This is a genomic window from Streptomyces sp. NPDC039465 (genome assembly GCF_055639315.1).
The window spans coordinates 491,833-511,409 of record NZ_JBVKAP010000004.1; the positions used below are offsets into that span (position 1 = coordinate 491,833).

Here is a 19,577-nt window from a genome sequence, read left to right on the forward strand (position 1 = left end):
CGCTCATCCGTTGAGTGTCTCGTACGCGGCCGGGTCCGAGTCGTGGAAGAGGCGGTACCAAGCGTCGAGCTTCTCGCCCTCGAACGCGCCGAGCTTGCCGAGGACCTCACGGGCGAAGGCGACCGGCTCGGTCGGCCCGGCGGTGATCAGGTCGCCGTCGGTGACGGCGTCCGCGTCGACGTAGTGCTCGCCGCCCTGGTAGCCGGTGGCGGACAGGTAGAAGGACACCGCGCTGGTGTGCCGGCGGTCGTCGAGCAGCCCTTCCCGGGCCAGCCCGGCCGTCGCCCCGCAGATCGCGGCGACCGGCACCTTCGCGTCGAGGAACGCCCGGGCCTTCGCGGCGAACGGCGCCAGGTCGTCGCCCTCGTCCCACAGATCGCCGCCGGGCAGGATCAGCAGGGCGCTGTCCTCGGGCGTCAGCTCGTCGAGCGCGAGGTCGGGCGTGATGCGCAGTCCGCCGATGCTGGTGACGGGCGCGGTGCTCGGCCCGACCGTACGGATCTCGAACCCGGAGCGGGCGAGCCAGGCGGTGGCGTGGCCCGTCTCCCAGTCGGCGAGCGCGTCGTACACGGCGAGGTGGACGGTCTTGCGGGGTGCGGTGCTGGTCATGGCGGCCTCCCGATCGCTTATGACAGCATCCTGCCATGATGACAGAATGCTGTCAATGGAGGGAGGGGTCAGCTCGCCGGAGCGCAGCCGCCGCCCGATCGCGATGTCGTCCTCCAGCGCACTCAGCCGCGGCGGCGTCCTGGACGCGTCCAGGACGACCACGTGCAGCCGGTCGCCGACCTGCGGCGGCGGTACGTCCTCGGACCACCACGACGGATGCATGACCTGATCGATGAACCCCTCGATGCCTTCCGTGCCCTCGATCCGCACCCGCGTGCCCACCGAGGCCACCCCCAGGACCACCACGTCGAATTCCTCGTGATCCCTGATCACTCCGTCACCCCTGTCCGCCGTACGGAATCCATGTCTTCTTCATCACCAGCTCGTTGAACCGGTCCAGCTTGTCGATCGGAATCACGAACTCGATCAGTGGTTTACCGGTTTCCCGGTCCGTGTTGTGCACCTTCATGTACTCGCCGCTGGTGAACTCCTTCAGGAAGTCCGGGTGCATGTCGTACCGCACCATGCCGTTCGCGAAGTTGATCTTTCCGGTCGGGCTCCAGTACTGGGTCGCCACGGCCCGTTCGCCGAAGTAGATCTTTCCGTCCGAGATGATGCCTCCCTCCAGCTCGACCCCCTTCTGGTGGTTGGCCGGGTTCGGTCCGTGCTCCCTCTCGTACTCCTTGTCCTTGGCCTTCGGCGTCCGGTAGATCGGGAACGTCTCGCACTCCGGCGCCAGACCCAGGTGGTCCGTCCACGTATGCGGATTGTGGACGTACGTGAACGGGTTCGTGGCCGGCGCGAGCCCCAGCGGGTCGGAGGTGAGATAGCGCCCCACCTCGGGGTCGTAGTGCCGGAAGTGGTTGTAGTTGAGGCCCGTCTCGGGGTCGAAGTACTGCCCCGGGAACCGCAGCGGCGTGTACGCGACGCTGTTCGCCGCCCACGTCGTCGTCCCCCACAGGGTCGCGCGCGTGCGCCAGGCCGTCGCCCCCTCCTCGTCGAGCAGCTCCCGCGGCGTGCCCACCAGATCCGTGACGATCGCGAAGAAACGGCGGTCGACCTCGTCCTGACCGGCCAGGTGCTCGGTCTGGGCGATGGGCCGGGTCCCCTGGTGGTCCCAGGTCAGGGCCACCGGACGGGGCAGCTCGGCCGAGGTGGTCACCTGCTCGCACAGGAGCAGACCGTCCCAGGTGAAGTCGGTGCGCTCGACCACCTCGCCCGCGTCGTCCAGCCGCTCCTTGGCGACCCGCCGCCCGAAGGGGTCGTAGAGGTAGCGCCACCGCGTGCCGTCCGGCGTGACCACCCCCACCAGCCGGTCCTCGGCGTCCCAGGTGTAGTGCCAGGTCTCCACCTTGCCGGACAGGTGCGCCTTGCGGCGCAGGGTGATCCGGCCCTGGCCGTCGTGCTCGTAACGCACCCGGCCCGCCCGCTCCACCCGGGTACCGGCGTAGAGGCGCGCGCCCGTCGCCTCGTGCCCGGGGTGGGAGCCGGGCCACTCCGCCTCCGTCTGGTTGCCCGACTCGTCGTAGGCGTACCGCTCGCTCCAGCCCTCCGCCCGGACCGCGGTGACCCGCCCGGCGCCGTCCAGGTCGAAGGTGCGCCGCCCGGTGTGCTGGTCGTCCGTGAACGTGAGGGTGTTGTCGGCGCGGTAGCCGTAGTCGCGGTGGTGCAGGCTCCGCCCGGCGGCGTCGCGCACCGACTGCGACGTGAGCCGGCCCAGCTCGTCGTAGGCGTGCGCGAGGGTGAAGATCCCGCCGAAGTCCCGGGTCGTCTCGTGCCCGGCCGCGTCGTAGCCGAAGTCGATCGTGCGCCCCGCCGTGGTCAGCCGGGTGCGGTTGCCGGCCGCGTCGAACGCCCAGTGGCTCACCGCCCCGACCGGTGTGGTGCGGGCCGTACGGCGCCCCAGCGCGTCGTACGCGTGCGTCATCGTCCGCCCGTTGACGGACTCCGCGGTCGGCCGCCCCCGCTCGTCCCGGGTGATCGAGAGGGTGACCCCGGGCGCGGTCGCCGCGAGGAGCCGCCCGCACACGTCGTAGGCGAAGTCCGTGACCTGCCCGTCGGCGTCCTTCCGCACGATCCGTCCGAGCGCGTCGTGCTCGTAACGGACCTGCTGCCCCAGCGCGTTGGCGCGGCCCGTCACCCGGCCCACCGCGTCGTGCGCGTACCCGACCGAGCGGCCGTCGAAGTCGGTCTCGGCGACCAGCCGGCCCGCCGCGTCGTAGGAGTAGTCCCAGGTCAGCCCCTGGGGGTTGACCACCTGGGTGAGGCGCCGCTCGGTGTCGTACACGAACTCGTGGCGCACCCCGTCCGCGGCGGTACGCGACTGCTGGAGGTCGAAGTGCGTGTACGTGAACCGTGTGACGCCGCCCAGGGCATCCGTGTGGGTCAGGCAGTTGCCCTCCCCGTCGTACGTCCAGCTCTGCTCGGACCCGTCGGCCTCGACCCGGCGCGCGAGCCGCCCCTCGACGGTCCACTCGAAGGAGACCGTGTTCCCGAGCGGGCCGGTCACGGCGGTCGGCCGCCCGAAGGCGTCGCGCTCGTAGCGCGTGACGGCGCCGAGAGCATCGGTGACCGCCACGGGCAGACCGTGCCCGTCGTGGGAGAACGTCGTCGTGTGGCCCAGCGCGTCGGTGATCGACACGGGCGCGCCCGTCCCGTCGTGGACGAACGTGGTCGTCGCGCCGTTCTCGTCGGTCGACCGGATGCGGTTGCCCCGCTCGTCGTACTCCTGCCGCAGCTCAACACCGTCCGGGCGGACGGTGATCAGCGGCAGGTTGAGCGCGTTGTAGACGCTGGAGAGCGCGGTCCCGTCGGGGTTGCGCACGGCTGTCAGGTTGCCGCGCTCGTCCCAGTCGAGCCGCGTGGTGTTCCCCAGCGCGTCGGTGCGGCTGAGGAGGTTGTCGTGCCGGTCCCACGTCTGGTGGACCGTGTTCCCCAGCGGGTCGGTCGTCGCGACGACCTGGAGGTGCTCGTTGAACCGGTGGACGGTGGTGGCGCCGGTGGAGTCGGTGTAGCGGGTGACCCGGTTCTCCGGGTCGTAGGCGAAGGTGGACGAGAGGAACCCGTCGGGCCCGATGGTGCGCACGACCCGGCCGGCGTCGTCGTACTCGTACCGGTAGGTGGAGTCGTTGCGGTCGGTCCACGAGGTGATCCGGTCGTCCTCGTCGTAGCCGAAAGCCAGCGGCAGACCTGAGGAGTTGGTGACGGCGTCGAGGATGCCGCGCTCGTCATAGCCGTACGACAGGACGGTGACCGGGCCCTCGGGGCCGCGTACCGCCAGGGCGGTGACGCGCTGGTCCTCGCTGGTGATCTGGACGGTGTGGCCGCCGCTGTGGGTGACGGCGGTGGGGGAGCCGTCGGGGCGGCGGGAGAAGGCGAGACGGTTGCCGTTGCGGTCCTCGACGGCGGTGAGCCAGTAGCCGATGGAGGGGCGGTAGGGGCTGCCGGTGAAGGAGCTGGTCAGACCGGTGTGCGGGTCGGTGACCGTGTACGTCGTCTCGTCCTCGCGCTGCCCGCCGTGGACGAGCGGCAGCCGGTCGCCCTCAAGCGGCAGGACCGGTTCGCCGCCCGGCAGGGGAAGGCTGGGGTAGACGAGCAGGGAGCCGTCCTCGCGGGCCCACACCGCGCCCGCGCCCAGTGGATCGAGTTCGAGGCGCTCGTCGAGGCTGGAGGCCCAGCTGCGGCCGAACCACTGGCCGTGGCGGTACGACGACAGATGGGTGCGGCGCAGGGTCAGCGGCAGGACGCCGGGCAGCGACAGGTCGGTCTGCCGCATGACCATCTCGCCGGTGACGACGTCGACGGGGTCGGTCTCGCACACCGTCTTGTCGAGGGAGATGGAGTTGCGGCGGGGTTCGTCGCGGGCGTTCTTGAGCGGGTCGGGCCGGCCGCGGTCGGAGCCCGGGTGCTTGCTGTTCGGCCCGTCGCTGACGGTGTTCCTGCGGGTCCCGGGGCCGTTGCCCGTGCCGTCCTTGCCCTTGCCGTCCTCGTCCTTCTTCCGTTCCCGGGCGAGGCGTTCACGGGTGTCGTCGTCGTTGTTCTTGTGATCGACGGATATCTGCTTCACGGCCTTGGGCAGCGTCTTGCCGACATGATCACCCATGGTCTTCGCCGACTTCACCAGCGCGCCCATGGCCTTCTCGATCACCGGATCGAGCGCGTCGGCGATGTCGTCCCGGCCCTTGTTCCGCCCCCCAGCCGTCTTCGCCTTCGTCAGCTTGCCGGCGGTCTTGCCATGGATCCCGACGCTGACGCCGTTCAGCTTGGTGCCGGCGTTGTCGTGCTCGTCGTGCTCGATGTGGAAGCCCTTGCCCTTGGGGCCACCGCCACCGCCCCCGCCACCACCGGCGGAGGCCAGGTTCATACCGTCCTTGCCGGCCTGCTTCGTCTGGTTGAGGTCCACACCGTCCTGGACGCCCAGGGCGTCCATGCTGACCTGGACCACCAGGTCCGCGGCCATGTTCTCCAGCGCGGCCACCGCAGGCTCGGTCATCACCGCGACGATGTGGCCGACGGCCGCCTCCATCGCCTCCGAGATCGCCTTCAGGATCATCTTCTTCGTGAACGCGATCGCGCCCGCGCCCAGCAGCGCCGACAGACCACCGGTGACCGGGATGAGGGCCATGGCCAGACCCGTCTGACCGGCCAGGATCCCCAGCTCCGCGAGGGCCTTGTACTTCATGCCCTCGATCGCCCCGGCCGCCATGTCCAAAGCGCCGGCGATCGTCCGGGCCGCGGACACCATGTCCTTCAGGTGCTTGCCCTTGACCTTGCCCCAGTGCTCGTTCAGCGCGTCCATCGCCTCGCCCTGACCCGACGAAAGCAAACGCTCCATATGGTTGTTGGCGAGCTGACCGTCGTCGGCGAGATCGTCCGCGAACTCCCGCAGCGCGTCCGCCATCTCCCGGTAGGCGTCCTCGTCCACGTTGGGCCAGTTCACCCCCACCAGATCCAACAGCGTGTCAGCCCAGTCCGGAACCGTGACAGCCATGCCTCAAATCCCCCGTTGCTCATTTGCGCCCAGCAAAGATCCAACACACTAGTCGTACGAACTGACGAAGCTGGGGAGATTCCCTCGTCGGGGCCCGACATCCTGCCGACGAAAGTGGCTCACTCCATACAAGGTGGCCATGTCCGCCCCCAGCCGCGCGTACCTACCCTGGGCATATGACCCCTCATGTCGAACCCGATCCCCAGGCCGGCGCGGCCGTGAAGGCCGCCGACCGCGCGCATGTGTTCCATTCCTGGTCCGCCCAGGGCCTGATCGACCCGCTCGCCGTCGCCGGTGCCGAGGGTTCGTACTTCTGGGACTACGACGGCAACCGCTACCTCGACTTCACCAGCGGCCTCGTCTACACGAACATCGGCTACCAGCACCCCAAGGTCGTCGCCGCCATCCAGGAGCAGGCCGGGAAGCTCACCACCTTCGCGCCCGCCTTCGCCGTCGACGTCCGCTCCGAGGCCGCCCGGCTCATCGCCGAGCGCACCCCCGGCGACCTGGACAAGATCTTCTTCACCAACGGCGGCGCCGAGGCCGTCGAGAACGCCGTACGGATGGCCCGGCTGCACACGGGCCGCCACAAGGTCCTCTCCGCCTTCCGCTCGTACCACGGCGCGACCTCCACCGCGATCAACCTCACCGGTGACCCGCGCCGCTGGGCCTCCGACACCGGCTCCGCGGGCGTCGTACGGTTCTGGGCGCCGTTCCTCTACCGCTCGCCGTTCTACGCCGAGACCGAGGCGCAGGAGTGCGAGCGCGCCCTCGCACACCTGGAGGACACCATCGCCTTCGAGGGTCCCCAGACCATCGCGGCGATCATCCTGGAGACCGTGCCCGGCACCGCCGGCATCATGACGCCGCCGCCCGGCTACCTCGCCGGTGTCCGCGCGATCTGCGACAAGTACGGCATCGTCTTCGTCCTCGACGAGGTCATGGCCGGCTTCGGCCGTACGGGCAGGTGGTTCGCCGCCGAGCACTTCGACGTCATCCCCGACCTGCTGACCTTCGCCAAGGGCGTCAATTCCGGTTACGTACCGCTCGGCGGCGTCGCCATCAGCGAGAAGATCGCGGCGACCTTCGACAAGCGCCCCTACCCCGGCGGTCTGACCTACTCCGGCCACCCGCTCGCCTGCGCCGCGGCCATCGCCACGATCCAGGTGATGGAGGACGAGAAGGTCGTCGAGCACGCCGCCCACATCGGCGAGCACGTCCTCGGCCCCGGCCTGCGCGAGCTGGCCGAGCGCCACCCCTCGGTCGGCGAGGTGCGCGGCCTGGGCGTCTTCTGGGCGCTCGACCTCGTACGGAACAAGGAGACGCGCGAGCCGCTCGTCCCGTACAACGCCGCGGGCGAGGCGAACGCCCCGATGGCCGCCTTCGGCGCCGCGGCCAAGAAGCACGGCCTGTGGCCCTTCATCAACATGAACCGCACCCACGCCGTCCCGGCCTGCAACATCACCGAGGCCGAGGCGAAGGAAGGACTGGCCGCCCTGGACGCCGCGCTGAGCGTCGCGGACGAACACACGGTGTAATCATCCTCACGGTGGGGGTCCCTTCCGGCTGGTCTAGGGTGTGCCGAAAGCCGGACGGAGGGGACCACACCATGCCCGCGAGCGGAGCTGTGACCCGCAACACCTTGCGGCAGCAGATCGCGGACGCGCTGCGTGACGAGATCCTCGCAGGGCGTCTGCAGCCCGGTGAGGAATTCACCGTCAAGCAGATCGCCGACCAGTACGGGGTGTCGGCGACGCCCGTACGGGAAGCCATGGTCGACCTCTCGGCACAGGGTCTCCTCGACTCCGACCAGCACAAAGGTTTCCGCGTCCACCAGTTCTCGGTGGACGACTACCGCGGCATGGTCGAGGCCCGTTCGCTCATCGTCGACGGAGTCTTCCGCCGTATCGAGGAACGCGGCGAGGGCCAGCTGCCGTTCGGCCTCACCGGCCCCGCCCTCGTCTCCGTACGCCGCCGCGCCGAAGAGGCCGCGCGGGCGGCCCGGGGCGGCGACCTCGACATCCTCATCGGCTACGACCTGCGCTTCTGGCGTGAGCTCGGCGCCCTGATAGCCAACCGCTACATCGCCGACTTCCTGCACCGGCTGCGCGTCCAGGCCTGGGTCTTCGCGGTGCCCTTCCTCCGCCACGACCGCGACATGCTCGCCTGGCTCTGGGGCGGCCACGAGGATCTCGTCGACGCGATCACGCTGGGAGACGTGGCGGCGGCCCTCTCGGTCATCGACGCGTACAACACGCACGCCCTCAGGTGGGCGGACCGGCTCTCCGCTGGGTAAGGGCCTGCCAGGACTGTTGTGACGACTGTGCTGACGACTGTGCTGACGACTGTGCGGAGCGGAGGCATGGCACTACGCTGTGCCGACCATCGTACGAACCGCACTTGACGGAGAGCGAGCCTCCCTTGGCCTGTGACCTGTGGCTGGTCCCCCTCGTCGACGTGCTGTGCCACAGCCCCGACAACCCCTTCGCCGAAGAGATCGCCGCCTACGACAAGGCACTTACGGAGTCCGGCCTGCCGACGGTCCCCGTGTTCGCCTACATGCCCGGGCTCTCCGGCGACGTGGCGCCGGTCGCCGGATTCGACTACGACGCACTGCACTTCCTGCGCCGCGCGTACCTGCTGCAGATCTGCGGACTGGCGGTCACCCCGGTGGACGAACTCGGCGGGGACTACGAACAACTCCTGGAGATGTTCGAGACGACCGCGCAGCAGTCGCATCTGGTCTGGCACTACGACCACGCGGGCGCGTACGTGCCCGTCGACTTCCCCACGCCGCTGTCCACCGAGGAACTCCTGGAGGGCGGCGGCCCGCTGGGCTCGTCCCAAGGCCTGCTGCGCGAGCTGGAGTTCGTGGCCCCCTCCATCGGCATCGACCCCGCCAACCCCCCGGCCGCCCCGCTCCCCCCGGAACGCCCCACGTCCCTGGAGGAGCCAGCGGGCCCGATCCCCTACGACGAAAGCCCCTTCGCGCGGGAGCGGCATGTCTGGCTGGGCCTGCATGCGGCGGCGACGCGAAGCCTGGGTCAGGGCTCGATGATCATCTTCAGCTGACGGATGGCGGCTGACAGATGGCGGTCGACGGCTGACAGATGACAGATGACAGATAACGGCTGACGGCCGCCGACCGGGGTTCGACGACCGGCGCCCCCGGCAGGCTTGTACGGGCCCGCCCGGGGCGCCGCCGACCGGCGTTACCCCGCCCCCGGGCCCCCGCGCCGCTAGCGCGGCTCCGGCGGTCGCTGGCGCGGCATGTTCGGACGCGTCCCCGGCGGCAGCGGCAGCCGCGTGGACGGATGCGACTCCGGGCGTCCGCCCCCCGCTCCCACCGACTGCATCACCAGCGGCGCGGGCCCCGAGCGGAACTCCACCATCCAGTCCGCCGTCTCGGCCCGTACGAGCTCCGTCACGTCCTCCGAGAACCGCCGCAGCACGCCCAGGCACCGCTCGGCCGCCTCGCTCGCCGTGCCCTCCGTCGGGCCCAGCACCTCCCGTACGCTCTCCGACGCCCAGTCGAACTGAAGTGCCTGGAGTCGTCGCTGTACGGCCTGCGCGGTCGCCACGTCCCTCATCCAGCCGGACGTCAGCCCGAAGTACCGGTCGCAGGCCAGGAACGCCGCCGCGAGCAGCAGCGAGAGGTAGCCCCAGGTCGCGGCCCCGCCGACCACCCCGGTCAGGTCCAGCAGCGGCAGCGCGGCGCCGGCGATGACCCCCAGCGCCGTACCGGCCCGCAGGGCCCGGGCGCAGCGGCGCTTCCAGACCCGGTCCGAGAGGTACCACTCGGTGGTCCGCAGCGCGTTCGCCTCGACCCAGCGGTACAGCTCGTTGAGGCGCTCCGCGGGCTCCCCCCAGTCGCCGAGCGGAAACGGCCTCCCGGTCAGATCACCGTGCGGTGCGCGCGACACCCAGCGCGAGGCATGGGTGTCCCCCTCCTCCCGGGCGGGTCCCCCGGGCTGCATCTCCGGCTGACTCACCGGGGCACTCCTCTGCTCAGCGTCAGCGTCAGCGCTCTGCGGCGGCGTGCTCGGCGCTCTCTCCTGTGACTTGGCCTGTTACTTAGCGTGACCCGGGGGACACGCGTGCGTGCTGGTGCGCATGCTCGCGCACCCCATTCCTACCGCCGAATGGTGGGCCAGGGCCCACGAATCCCGGGATTTCCGCCCTCACGAGGGGCTTGATCAGGTAGTGGCGCCCTGAGTTTCTCACTCGAAAGAGTTGTGGCGCACGCCGGGCGGTGACCACGTAGGCTCGGCATACCGAACAATCGTCGTCGAAATGCCAGGAGTGACCGTGATTCCCGGTGGTGGCCAGCCCAACATGCAGCAGCTCCTCCAGCAGGCCCAGAAGATGCAGCAGGACCTCGCGCGGGCCCAGGAAGAGCTGGCCGCGACCGAGGTCGAGGGCCAGGCCGGGGGTGGCCTGGTCAAGGCCACGGTCACCGGCGCCGGTGAGCTGCGCGGCCTGGTGATCGACCCGAAGGCCGTGGACGCCGAGGACACCGAGACCCTCGCGGACCTCGTCGTCGCCGCGGTGAAGGCCGCCAACGACAACGCCCAGCAGCTCCAGCAGTCCAAGCTGGGCCCGCTGACCCAGGGCCTGGGCGGAATGCCGGGCCTTCCCTTCTAGCCGGCCTTCCGACCGGCCTTCTAACCGGTACGGCGAGCAACTACCGTAAGAAGCACGAAGCACCAGGAGAGGCGTTCCGTTGTACGAAGGCGTGGTTCAGGACCTCATCGACGAGCTGGGCAGACTGCCAGGCGTCGGTCCCAAGAGCGCCCAGCGGATCGCCTTCCACATCCTCCAGGCCGAGCCCACGGACGTACGCCGTCTCGCGCACGCGCTCCTGGAGGTCAAGGACAAGGTCCGTTTCTGCGCGGTCTGCGGAAACGTGGCGCAGCAGGAGCAGTGCAACATCTGCCGCGACCCGCGCCGCGACCCCTCGGTGATCTGTGTCGTCGAGGAGCCGAAGGACGTCGTCGCGATCGAGCGGACCCGTGAGTTCCGTGGCCGCTACCACGTCCTCGGCGGCGCGATCAGCCCCATCGAGGGCGTCGGCCCGGACGACCTGCGGATCCGCGAGCTGCTCGCCAGGCTCGCCGACGGCTCGGTCACCGAGCTGATCCTGGCGACCGACCCCAACCTGGAGGGCGAGGCCACCGCGACGTACCTGGCGCGGATGATCAAGCCCATGGGCCTCAAGGTCACCCGTCTCGCCAGCGGCCTCCCCGTCGGCGGCGACCTCGAATACGCCGACGAGGTGACGCTGGGGCGTGCCTTCGAGGGGCGGCGACTGCTAGATGTATGACGACAGTCGTTCGACGATGACAGGGCCCCGCGCGCTCAAGGGAGGCATCTCCGATGTCTGACGCCACACTGCATTCCGTGACCCAGAACCCCGACGACTTCGCGGTGCAGATCGCCGACTCGATCGAGTCCTTCATCGTCGCCACCACGGAAGTGGCCAAGGGCGACGAGCCCGACAGTGCCGTACCGTTCCTGCTCCTCGAGGTCTCCCAACTGCTCCTCACGGGCGGGCGGCTCGGCGCCCACGAGGACATCGTCCCCGAGGAGCGCTACGAGCCCGACACGGGCCCGGACCTCGACGTGGACGACCTGCGCGAGCGGTTCGCGGCGCTCCTGGACCCGGTGGACGTGTTCTCCGAGGTCTTCGACCCGTACGAGCCGCGCAAGGCGCCGGTGCCGTGCCGGATCTCGGACAACCTCGCCGACATCGTCACCGACCTGCGCCACGGCCTGGCCCACTACCGCGCGGGCCGGACCACCGAGGCGCTGTGGTGGTGGCAGTTCTCGTACTTCTCCAACTGGGGCCCGACCGCCTCGGCGACCCTCCGCGCCCTTCAGTCCCTCGTGTCCCACGTCCGCCTCGACCAGCCGCTTGAGGAGCTGGACGGCCTGGACACGGACGAGGACCTGACGGAGGACGTCCTCGCCGAGGAGGCCGGCCGTGTGATGGCGGAGGAGATCGCGGGACCGCTGGGACTGCGGTCCAGCCGGTAGCAGCCCGTACGTGCCCTCCAGCGCGTCATCATGGGTGCGTGGCTGGAGACACAGAGGCATCGGGGGAGCGGTCGGTCGCCGTCGGCGGAAACGCCGGGCGGATCACGACCGGGGACCACATCACCCAGGTGGAGCGCGCGACCCTGCTGCCCGCGGAAGCACTGGCCCCGTCGGAGTGCCCGGCGGGGCTGGTGCACATACCCCTGCGGACGGACACCTTCGTCGGCCGGGAGCGCGAACTCGCCCTGCTCGACACCGCGTTGGGTGACCGGGTCGGGGGCGTCGTCGTCCAGGCCGTGCACGGCCTCGGGGGCATCGGCAAGTCGACGCTGGCGGCGCAGTGGGCCGCGACCCGGGCGGCCGACCACAACCCCGTCTGGTGGATCACGGCGGAGACCGCGGCCGAACTCGACGCCGGACTGGCCGCTCTCGCGGTGGCGATGCAGCCGGCGCTGGCGGGGGTGCTCTCCCAGGAGGCGTTGAAGGAACGGGCGTTGCAGTGGCTTGCCACGCACGACGACTGGCTGATGGTCCTGGACAACGTCACGGACCCGTCGGACGTACGGCCCTTGCTGGCCCGGGCGACCAGGGGCCGGTTCCTGGTCACGACCCGCCGGGCGAGCGGCTGGCAGGGCATCGCCCGTACGGTCGCGCTGGACGTGCTGTCCCCGTCGGAGGCGGTCGAGCTGTTCGCCCGCATCCGGGGCGTCGACGAGGATGGCGTCGAGGAGCTCTGCGCGGAACTCGGCTTCCTGCCGCTGGCCGTGGAACAGGCCGCCGCGTACTGCGCCGAGGCAGGCATCACGCCCCGCGCGTACCTGGACCTGCTGGCGCGGTACCCCGCGGAGGTCTTCGCGGGCACGGCCGAGGGCGGCGACGCGAGCCGCGCGGTGGCCCGGGTCTGGAGCGTGAGCCTCGACCGGCTCGCGGACACCCCGCTGGCGGAGAAGATCCTGCGGATCATCGCCTGGTGGGCCCCGGAGGGCATCCCCCGCTGGTTCCTGGACCCGCTGGGCACCCCGCTGGAGGTCACGGAGGCGGTACGGCGGCTGGCGGCCCACAGCCTGATCACCCTGCGGGACGGCGAGCTCGCGGTGCACCGGCTGGTGCAGGCGGTGGCGCGGACGTCGGGGGAGGGGGTGGAGGAGGCGCGGGAGTACGCCTGGCGGCTGCTGGCGGGCGCGGCGATGTCGGACCGAGGCGTGGAGGCCGCGCGGGCGATGGCCGTGCAGGCGGAGGCGTTCGCGGGCCACACGCGTGCCGAGGACGACACTGAGATGACGGCCATGCTGTTCGCGTTGGCCACGGCGCAGTTCGGTATGGACCTGGCATACGACCGGGCCTTGCCACTGGCCGCCCGGGCGGCGGAGTCCATGCTGCGGGTGCGCGGACCGGACGACGAACTGACGGTCAACCGCTTCGACGACATGGCCGGCCTCCTCGCTCTGTCGGGGCACACCCGTGAGGCCGTACGGGCGTGCGAGGCGACTCTCCGGACTTATGTGCGCGTTCTCGGCCCGGATCACCGACGTACGCTCGCGGCGCGCGAGCAGTTGGCGGACGCGCTGCCGGCCGAGGAGCATGAGCGGGCGGTGCGGCTGCGCGAGGAGAACGTCGAACGTGCCCTGCGGGTGAGAGGCCCCCGGCACCCGGAGACGATCGCGGCCCGGCTGGCCCTGGCGGAAGACTCCTGGGACGGGGCCGGAGACCTGGCCGACGCCGAACAGTTCCTCCAGGATGCGATGGACGCCGAGCCGCAGGACGAATACCTGGTGCGCCGCATCCGGGACAGGATGGTGTGGCAGCTGCTGGAAGCCGGAGAGGGCGAACGGGCCCTCGCCCTCGCCGAGACGGTGGCCGAGGAGTCGCGTGCGCGCGACGGGGACACCGACACCATGACGCTGACGGACCGTGCCACCCTCGTCCACCTGCTGCGGAAGCTCGGCCACGAGGACCGCGCCCGCGTGCTGTGGCCCGGCTTGCTCGCCGACTGTGAACGGGCGTTGGGCGACGGAGAGTTGACCCGGCTCGTGCGCCGCCTCATGGACTGAGCACCTTGTCCTGCACGGGAATTCGGTCGACAGGAGCCCGCCCCGGCCGGTGGGATGAGCCCCGGACATCAGCAGCACAGTCGTAGGGGGACCGGTGACCGGCGGGAAAACGCGCCAGAAGATGCACGCCGACGAGCTCGACATCGACGAGGAGCTCGTCGAGCGGCTCGTCGCAGCGCAGTTCCCGCGGTGGGCCGGCCTCCCGGTGGTACGCGTCGCGTCGGCCGGGACCGACAACGCGATGTACCGGCTCGGCGCCGACCTGGTCGTACGCCTTCCCCGGGTCCCCGGCGCCGCGCATCAGGTGGAGAAGGAGCAGCGGTGGCTGCCCCGGCTCGCTCCTGCGCTGCCGCTCCAGGTGCCGGTGCCGCTGGCCAAGGGGGCGCCCGGGGAAGGGTTCCCCATGGCGTGGTCGGTGTACCGCTGGCTGGAGGGGGCGAACGCCTTCGACGAGCCGATCGCCGATCTCCGGCACGCGGCCGTCACGTTGGGCCGGTTCGTCGTGGCGCTGCGGACGGTGGACGCGGACGGCGGCCCGCCGTCGTTCCGGGGCGGCCCGCTGAGCTCGCGGGACGAGGACGTACGGCTCGCGATCCGGGACCTCGGGGCGGACGGCACACTCGACGCGGGCGCCGCGACGGAGGCCTGGGAGACGGCGCTCGCGCTCCCGCAGTGGCAGGGCGCGCCCGTGTGGGTCCACAGTGACCTGCTGCCGGGCAACCTCCTGGCCAGGGAAGGCCGGCTCAGCGCGGTCATCGATTTCGGCGCGGTCGGCGTCGGCGACCCCGCCTGCGACACGATCCCCGCCTGGACGCTGCTGGACGCGGGGACGCGCGAGCTGTTCCGGGCGGAGGCCGATGTCGACGACGCGACCTGGGGCCGGGGCCGCGGCTGGGCTCTCTGCTTCGGCCTCACCGCGTACCACTACTACCGCGTGACGAACCCGGCCCTGGCCGCCGTGGGCCTCCGCTCGATCACCGAAATCCTGGCCGCCCAGAACTGACCTTCGGGGTCTCTCAAGTCGGCCTGGAAGCGGGAAGGCCGGTGCCATGATGGTGCGATGGCGGGACAGGCGGAAGCCTCAGGGGACAAGTCCGTGGCCGTCGGCGGAAACGCCGGGCGGATCACGACCGGGGACCACATCACCCAGGTCGAGCACGCGACCCTGCTCCCGGCGGAAGCGCTGGCCCTGGCCGCCTGCCCTCCCGGCCTGGTCAACATACCCCTGCGCACGGACACGTTCGTCGGGCGCGAGTGCGAACTCAGTGTGCTGGACGCGGCGTTGGGTGACGGTGTCGGCGGTGTAGTGGTCCAGGCCGTCCATGGCCTCGGGGGCATCGGCAAGTCGACGCTGGCGGCCCAGTGGGCGGCGACCCGTAGGGGCGGCGACGCCCCGGTCTGGTGGATCACGGCGGAGACCCCCGCGGAGCTGGACGCGGGACTGGCGGCGCTCGCGGTGGCGATGCAGCCCGCACTGGCCGAGGCCCTGTCCCAAGGGGCCCTGAAGGAACGGGCGTTGCAGTGGCTCGCCGCGCACGACGACTGGCTGCTGATCCTGGACAACGTCTCCGACCCGGCGCATGTACGGCCCCTGTTGTCCCGTGCGGCCCGCGGGCGCTTTCTCGTGACCACCCGCCGTACGAGCGGCTGGCAGGGCATCGCCCGTACGGTCGCGCTGGACGTCCTCTCCCCGTCGGAGGCGGTCGAGCTGTTCACCCGCATCCGGGGCGGCGGGGAGGCCGGACCGGTGGAGGAGCTCTGCGCGGAGCTCGGCTTCCTGCCGCTGGCCGTGGAGCAGGCGGCCGCGTACTGCGCCGAGGCGGAGATCGGCGCGGCCGAGTACCGAGCATTGCTGGACGCCTACCCGGCCGAGATCCTCGCCGACCCGGCGGAGGGTGGCGACGCGGAGCGCACGATCGCCCGGGTGTGGAGGGTGACGCTGGACCGACTGGACGACACCCCACTGGCGGAGGTGATTCTGCGGATCTCGGCGTGGTGGGCGCCGGAGGGGATCGCGCGGGAGCTCTTCACCCCGCTCGCGAGCCCGCCGGAGGTGCTGCGGGCCTTCCGGCGGCTCGCCGCGCACAGCATGATCACTTTGAACGGGGACTCCTTCTCCGTGCACCGCCTGGTGCAGAAGGTGGCGCGGATTCCGGATCCCCGGCGGGACTGGACGGAAGAGCTGGTCCGGCAGAGCTGCGCTATTGCCGTGCGGGCGCTGGAACGCGCGTTTGCCGACACCGCGACCGATCCGACCTCCGTCTTCACCGAGCGCCAGTACCTTCACCATGCCGAGGCTCTCGCGGCGGTGCTGCCCGAGGAGTGGGACAGCCAGGAAAGCGCCCATGTCTTCGCCCTCGCCGGCGGCCAATTGCTGCTGTCCCGTGTGCATGAACAGGGGGTGGCGCTGTGCGAGCGCGCGGTGCGTGGCGCAGTGCGCGCCTTGGGCCCCGATCATCGGCACACGCTTCACTGGCGCAAGCACCTGGCGTGGGCGCACCTGACGGCCGATCGGCCCGACGAGGCGATCGAGCTGTACGGCGAGGTACTCCGCGACACCGAGCGGGTGCTGGGGGCGGATCACGAGTACAGCTTCGACATGGCCGTCGGCCTGGCAAGGGCCATGATCGAGCATGGCGACTACGCGGGCGCCGTCGCCGCTCTCATGCCGTACAGCTCCCGCGCCGTGGCCGTCTTCGGCCGGTACCACCCGGTGACCCTCACGCTGGCCCTGACCCTGTTCAAGGCGTGCGCGGCATCGGTGGAGTCGTACCCCGAGCAGCTGGGGGAGAGGGGCCTGAGCCTTCTGGAAACGGCTCTCTCCGAGTGGGTCGCGCAGCCGGAGCTGGACCCTGAGGTGATCGGCTCGCTCCAGCAGGAGCTGGCCAGGGCCCGAGCCGCCGTCGGGGACTTCGACGGGGCGATCGCCGTGGCGGACGCGTACCTGGCCGGTGTGATGGAGCGGTCACAGGGAGCCGCTGATCTGCCCCTCTTCGGTGCGCGGGGCTTCGTGCTGAGGCTCCTGGTCCGGGCCGGGCGGAAGGAGCGGGCCGCGGACATGGCCCGTGTCATCGAGGAGCAGCAGGCGTCGCTGGTGGGCGGGACGCGGTACGAAAGCTCTCTGCGCCGGCTGCTCGAGCAGGCCCGGACGATGCCGGACGCGCCCCCCGTCCCCCTGCCCGCCCCGCCCCCCGTGAGCCCGCCCTCCGAGTGACATGCCGCACATCCCCGCGTACCGCCGCCCACCCCGGGCAGAGGGCATCCTGCGGGCAGCCCCAGGAATCACACCAACCACCCCGTGATCACTTCTTGAGCGGGACATCTCAGGATGCGATACGACGGGGGCGATTCCGGGCTGCTCGTTAGACTGAGCCGACCGCAAGTCTGCGGCGCCGAACAGCGGTGACCGCAGTACATGGACTGAGCGAGGAGCGCACGTGGGCCTTGTCGTGCAGAAGTACGGAGGCTCCTCCGTAGCCGATGCCGAGGGCATCAAGCGGGTCGCCAAGCGGATCGTCGATGCCAAGAAGAACGGCCATCAGGTGGTCGTCGTGGTCTCGGCGATGGGCGACACGACGGACGAGTTGATCGATCTCGCCGAGCAGGTATCCCCGATGCCTGCCGGGCGTGAGTTCGACATGCTGCTGACCGCCGGAGAGCGGATCTCCATGGCCCTGCTGGCCATGGCGATCAAAAACCTGGGCCACGAGGCCCAGTCGTTCACGGGCAGCCAGGCCGGTGTCATCACCGACTCGGTCCACAACAAAGCGCGCATCATCGATGTCACGCCGGGCCGGATCCGTACCGCCCTCGACGAGGGCAACATCGCCATCGTCGCCGGCTTCCAGGGTGTGTCCGCGGACAGCAAGGACATCACCACCCTCGGCCGGGGCGGGTCCGACACCACGGCCGTGGCCCTGGCGGCCGCGCTCGACGCCGAGGTCTGCGAGATCTACACGGATGTCGACGGCGTCTTCACCGCCGACCCGCGCGTCGTGAAGAAGGCGAAGAAGATCGACTGGATCTCCTTCGAGGACATGCTGGAGCTCGCCGCCTCCGGCTCCAAGGTGCTGCTGCACCGGTGCGTCGAGTACGCACGCCGATACAACATCCCCATCCACGTCCGCTCGTCCTTCTCCGGACTGCCGGGCACATGGGTAAGCAACGAGCCGCTTGGAGATCAGCAGGTGGAGCACGCCATCATCTCCGGAGTCGCCCACGACGTCTCCGAAGCCAAGATCACGGTCGTCGGCGTGCCCGACAAGCCGGGCGAGGCCGCGGCCATCTTCCGCGCCGTCGCGGACGCCGAGATCAACATCGACATGATCGTGCAGAACGTGTCCGCCGCCTCCACCGGCCTCACGGACATCTCCTTCACCCTCCCCAAGGCCGAGGGCCACAAGGCCATCGACGCCCTGGAGAAGGCGAAGAGCGCGATCGGCTTCGACTCGCTGCGCTACGACGACCAGATCGGCAAGATCTCCCTGGTCGGCGCCGGAATGAAGACGAACCCCGGCGTCACCGCCTCCTTCTTCCAGGCGCTCTCCGACGCGGGCGTGAACATCGAGCTCATCTCGACCTCCGAGATCCGCATCTCGGTCGTCACCCGCGCCGACGACGTCAACGAGGCCGTCCGCGCTGTCCACACCGCCTTCGGCCTGGACAGCGACAGCGACGAGGCCGTCGTCTATGGAGGCACCGGGCGATGACCCGCCGGCCGACGCTCACGGTCGTGGGAGCGGCCGGGGCCGTCGGCGCGGTGATGCTCCAGATCCTGTCGCAGCACGCCGACATCTGGGGCGAGATACGACTCGTCGCCTCCCCGCGATCCGCCGGCCGCAAGCTGGCCGTACGCGGGGAGGAGACCGAGGTCCTCGCGCTCTGCGAAGAGGCGCTGGAGGGCACGGACGTTGCGCTCTTCCTCGTGCCGGAGGACGTCGCCGCCCAGTGGGCCCCGATCGCCGCAGCCAAGGGCGCGGTGGTCGTGGACAACTCGGCCGCGTTCCGGATGGATCCGGACGTGCCGCTGGTCGTGCCCGAGATCAATCCCCATGCCGTACGGGTCCGTCCGCGCGGCATCGTCGCGAGCCCGGGCTGTACGACCCTGGCCCTGATCGTCGCCGTCGGCGCGCTGCACGCCGAATTCGGCGCGAGTGAGCTGGTCGTCTCCGCGTACCAGGCCGCCAGCGGCGCGGGCCAGGACGGTGTGGCCGCCCTGCGCGCCCAGCTGTCCGTGGTGGCCGGTACGGAACTGGGGGTGCACCCCGGAGACGTACGCCGCGCGGTCGGCGACGACACCGGCCCCTTCCCCGGCCCGCTCGCGCTCAACGTGGTGCCGTGGTCCGGGACGCCGGGCGAGGGCGGCTGGTCCTCGGAGGAGCTGCGCATCCGAGAGGAGACCCGCAAGATCCTGGCCCTGCCGGAGCTGCGGGTGTCCGCGACGTGCGTACGGGTGCCGGTCGTGACCGCCCACTCCGTCTCCGTGCACGCGCGGTTCGAGCGCCCGGTGACGGTCGCGCGGGCCCACGAGATCCTGGCCACCTCGCCGGGTGTGGTGCTCTACGACGATCCGGCGGCGGGGGACTTCCCCACCCCGGCCGATGTCGTGGGCACGGACCCGACCTGGGTGGGGCGGCTGCGGCGGGCGCTGGACGACGAACAGGCCCTGGAGTTCTTCGTCTGCGGCGACAACCTGCGTAAGGGCGCGGCGCTGAACACCGCGCAGATCGCCGAGGCGATCGGGGCGGAGCTCTCCGGGGTGTGATTCGCGGGCGTAATTTCCGCGGCCCGTCTCCGCGACTTGATTGATACGTCCGGAATTCGATGCCGCGTGATCGGCAAGGTTTGTAGGATCTGTGAACGCCCTGTGAGCAAAACCCTGGTCTATGCCA

At 70.7% G+C, this 19,577-nt stretch carries 14 protein-coding genes; 11 read left to right on the forward strand and 3 right to left on the reverse strand.

Annotated features, from left to right (window positions below):
• Positions 1-3 precede the first annotated feature (3 nt).
• Positions 4-609, reverse strand: a complete 606-nt coding sequence (locus ACZ7LT_RS16790) for a type 1 glutamine amidotransferase family protein (RefSeq protein WP_471236983.1) — start codon at positions 607-609, stop codon at positions 4-6.
• 337 nt (positions 610-946) lie between these two features.
• Positions 947-5,599, reverse strand: a complete 4,653-nt coding sequence (locus tag ACZ7LT_RS16795) for a DUF6531 domain-containing protein (RefSeq protein ID WP_471236790.1) — start codon at positions 5,597-5,599, stop codon at positions 947-949.
• A 176-nt stretch (positions 5,600-5,775) separates the two neighbouring features.
• Between ACZ7LT_RS16795 and ACZ7LT_RS16800 the strand changes: the two genes are divergently transcribed.
• The 3 genes from ACZ7LT_RS16800 to ACZ7LT_RS16810 all read left to right on the forward strand — a co-directional run bounded on the left by ACZ7LT_RS16800 (position 5,776) and on the right by ACZ7LT_RS16810 (position 8,671).
• Positions 5,776-7,137: an aminotransferase class III-fold pyridoxal phosphate-dependent enzyme gene (locus ACZ7LT_RS16800; RefSeq protein ID WP_471236791.1), complete on the forward strand. Its 1,362-nt coding sequence runs from the start codon at positions 5,776-5,778 to the stop codon at positions 7,135-7,137.
• A gap of 71 nt (positions 7,138-7,208) precedes the next feature.
• Positions 7,209-7,895 (forward strand): GntR family transcriptional regulator, encoded by a 687-nt coding sequence (locus tag ACZ7LT_RS16805; RefSeq protein ID WP_471236792.1) that lies wholly within the window; start codon positions 7,209-7,211, stop codon positions 7,893-7,895.
• 125 nt (positions 7,896-8,020) lie between these two features.
• On the forward strand, positions 8,021-8,671 hold the full coding sequence (locus ACZ7LT_RS16810; RefSeq protein ID WP_471236984.1) for a hypothetical protein: 651 nt from the start codon (positions 8,021-8,023) through the stop codon (positions 8,669-8,671).
• Between the two features lie 167 nt (positions 8,672-8,838).
• Here ACZ7LT_RS16810 and ACZ7LT_RS16815 read toward each other — a convergent pair whose 3' ends face one another.
• A complete protein-coding gene (locus ACZ7LT_RS16815; protein ID WP_471236793.1) occupies positions 8,839-9,591 on the reverse strand; it encodes an SLATT domain-containing protein in 753 nt (250 codons plus the stop codon).
• Between the two features lie 316 nt (positions 9,592-9,907).
• On the opposite strand from ACZ7LT_RS16815, the gene ACZ7LT_RS16820 reads away from it, so the two are divergent.
• From ACZ7LT_RS16820 to ACZ7LT_RS16855, 8 genes are all read left to right on the forward strand, one after another.
• Positions 9,908-10,243 carry a YbaB/EbfC family nucleoid-associated protein gene (locus ACZ7LT_RS16820; protein WP_471236985.1) on the forward strand — a complete coding sequence of 112 codons (336 nt, stop codon included), beginning with the start codon at positions 9,908-9,910 and terminating at the stop codon, positions 10,241-10,243.
• A gap of 79 nt (positions 10,244-10,322) precedes the next feature.
• Complete coding sequence (gene recR / locus ACZ7LT_RS16825) at positions 10,323-10,922, forward strand: recombination mediator RecR (RefSeq protein WP_471236794.1); 600 nt, start codon at positions 10,323-10,325, stop codon at positions 10,920-10,922.
• 53 nt (positions 10,923-10,975) lie between these two features.
• A complete protein-coding gene (locus ACZ7LT_RS16830; protein WP_471236795.1) occupies positions 10,976-11,635 on the forward strand; it encodes a DUF5063 domain-containing protein in 660 nt (219 codons plus the stop codon).
• Positions 11,636-11,673: 38 nt separating this feature from the next.
• Positions 11,674-13,686 carry an NB-ARC domain-containing protein gene (locus tag ACZ7LT_RS16835; protein WP_471236796.1) on the forward strand — a complete coding sequence of 671 codons (2,013 nt, stop codon included), beginning with the start codon at positions 11,674-11,676 and terminating at the stop codon, positions 13,684-13,686.
• 121 nt (positions 13,687-13,807) lie between these two features.
• A complete protein-coding gene (locus ACZ7LT_RS16840; protein WP_471236986.1) occupies positions 13,808-14,689 on the forward strand; it encodes an aminoglycoside phosphotransferase family protein in 882 nt (293 codons plus the stop codon).
• Positions 14,690-14,746: 57 nt separating this feature from the next.
• Entirely contained in the window at positions 14,747-16,900 is a 2,154-nt protein-coding gene (locus tag ACZ7LT_RS16845; RefSeq protein ID WP_471236797.1) for a tetratricopeptide repeat protein, read from the forward strand.
• A 223-nt stretch (positions 16,901-17,123) separates the two neighbouring features.
• Entirely contained in the window at positions 17,124-18,395 is a 1,272-nt protein-coding gene (locus ACZ7LT_RS16850) for an aspartate kinase (RefSeq protein WP_471236798.1), read from the forward strand.
• Complete coding sequence (locus ACZ7LT_RS16855) at positions 18,392-19,450, forward strand: aspartate-semialdehyde dehydrogenase (RefSeq protein WP_471236799.1); 1,059 nt, start codon at positions 18,392-18,394, stop codon at positions 19,448-19,450. Before ACZ7LT_RS16850 ends, ACZ7LT_RS16855 begins: the two co-directional genes overlap by 4 nt.
• The last annotated feature ends 127 nt before the right edge of the window (positions 19,451-19,577 follow it).

What these genes read in the sequence shown, in the direction of transcription:
- ACZ7LT_RS16855 (WP_471236799.1), top strand. Translation starts at nt 18,392, where the DNA reads ATGACCCGCCGGCCGACGCTCACGGTCGTGGGAGCGGCCGGGGCCGTC.
- ACZ7LT_RS16830 (WP_471236795.1), top strand. Translation starts at nt 10,976, where the DNA reads ATGTCTGACGCCACACTGCATTCCGTGACCCAGAACCCCGACGACTTC.
- ACZ7LT_RS16840 (WP_471236986.1), top strand. Translation starts at nt 13,808, where the DNA reads ATGCACGCCGACGAGCTCGACATCGACGAGGAGCTCGTCGAGCGGCTC.
- ACZ7LT_RS16800 (WP_471236791.1), top strand. Translation starts at nt 5,776, where the DNA reads ATGACCCCTCATGTCGAACCCGATCCCCAGGCCGGCGCGGCCGTGAAG.
- ACZ7LT_RS16790 (WP_471236983.1), bottom strand. Translation starts at nt 609, where the DNA reads ATGACCAGCACCGCACCCCGCAAGACCGTCCACCTCGCCGTGTACGAC.
- ACZ7LT_RS16805 (WP_471236792.1), top strand. Translation starts at nt 7,209, where the DNA reads ATGCCCGCGAGCGGAGCTGTGACCCGCAACACCTTGCGGCAGCAGATC.
- ACZ7LT_RS16795 (WP_471236790.1), bottom strand. Translation starts at nt 5,599, where the DNA reads ATGGCTGTCACGGTTCCGGACTGGGCTGACACGCTGTTGGATCTGGTG.
- ACZ7LT_RS16845 (WP_471236797.1), top strand. Translation starts at nt 14,747, where the DNA reads ATGGCGGGACAGGCGGAAGCCTCAGGGGACAAGTCCGTGGCCGTCGGC.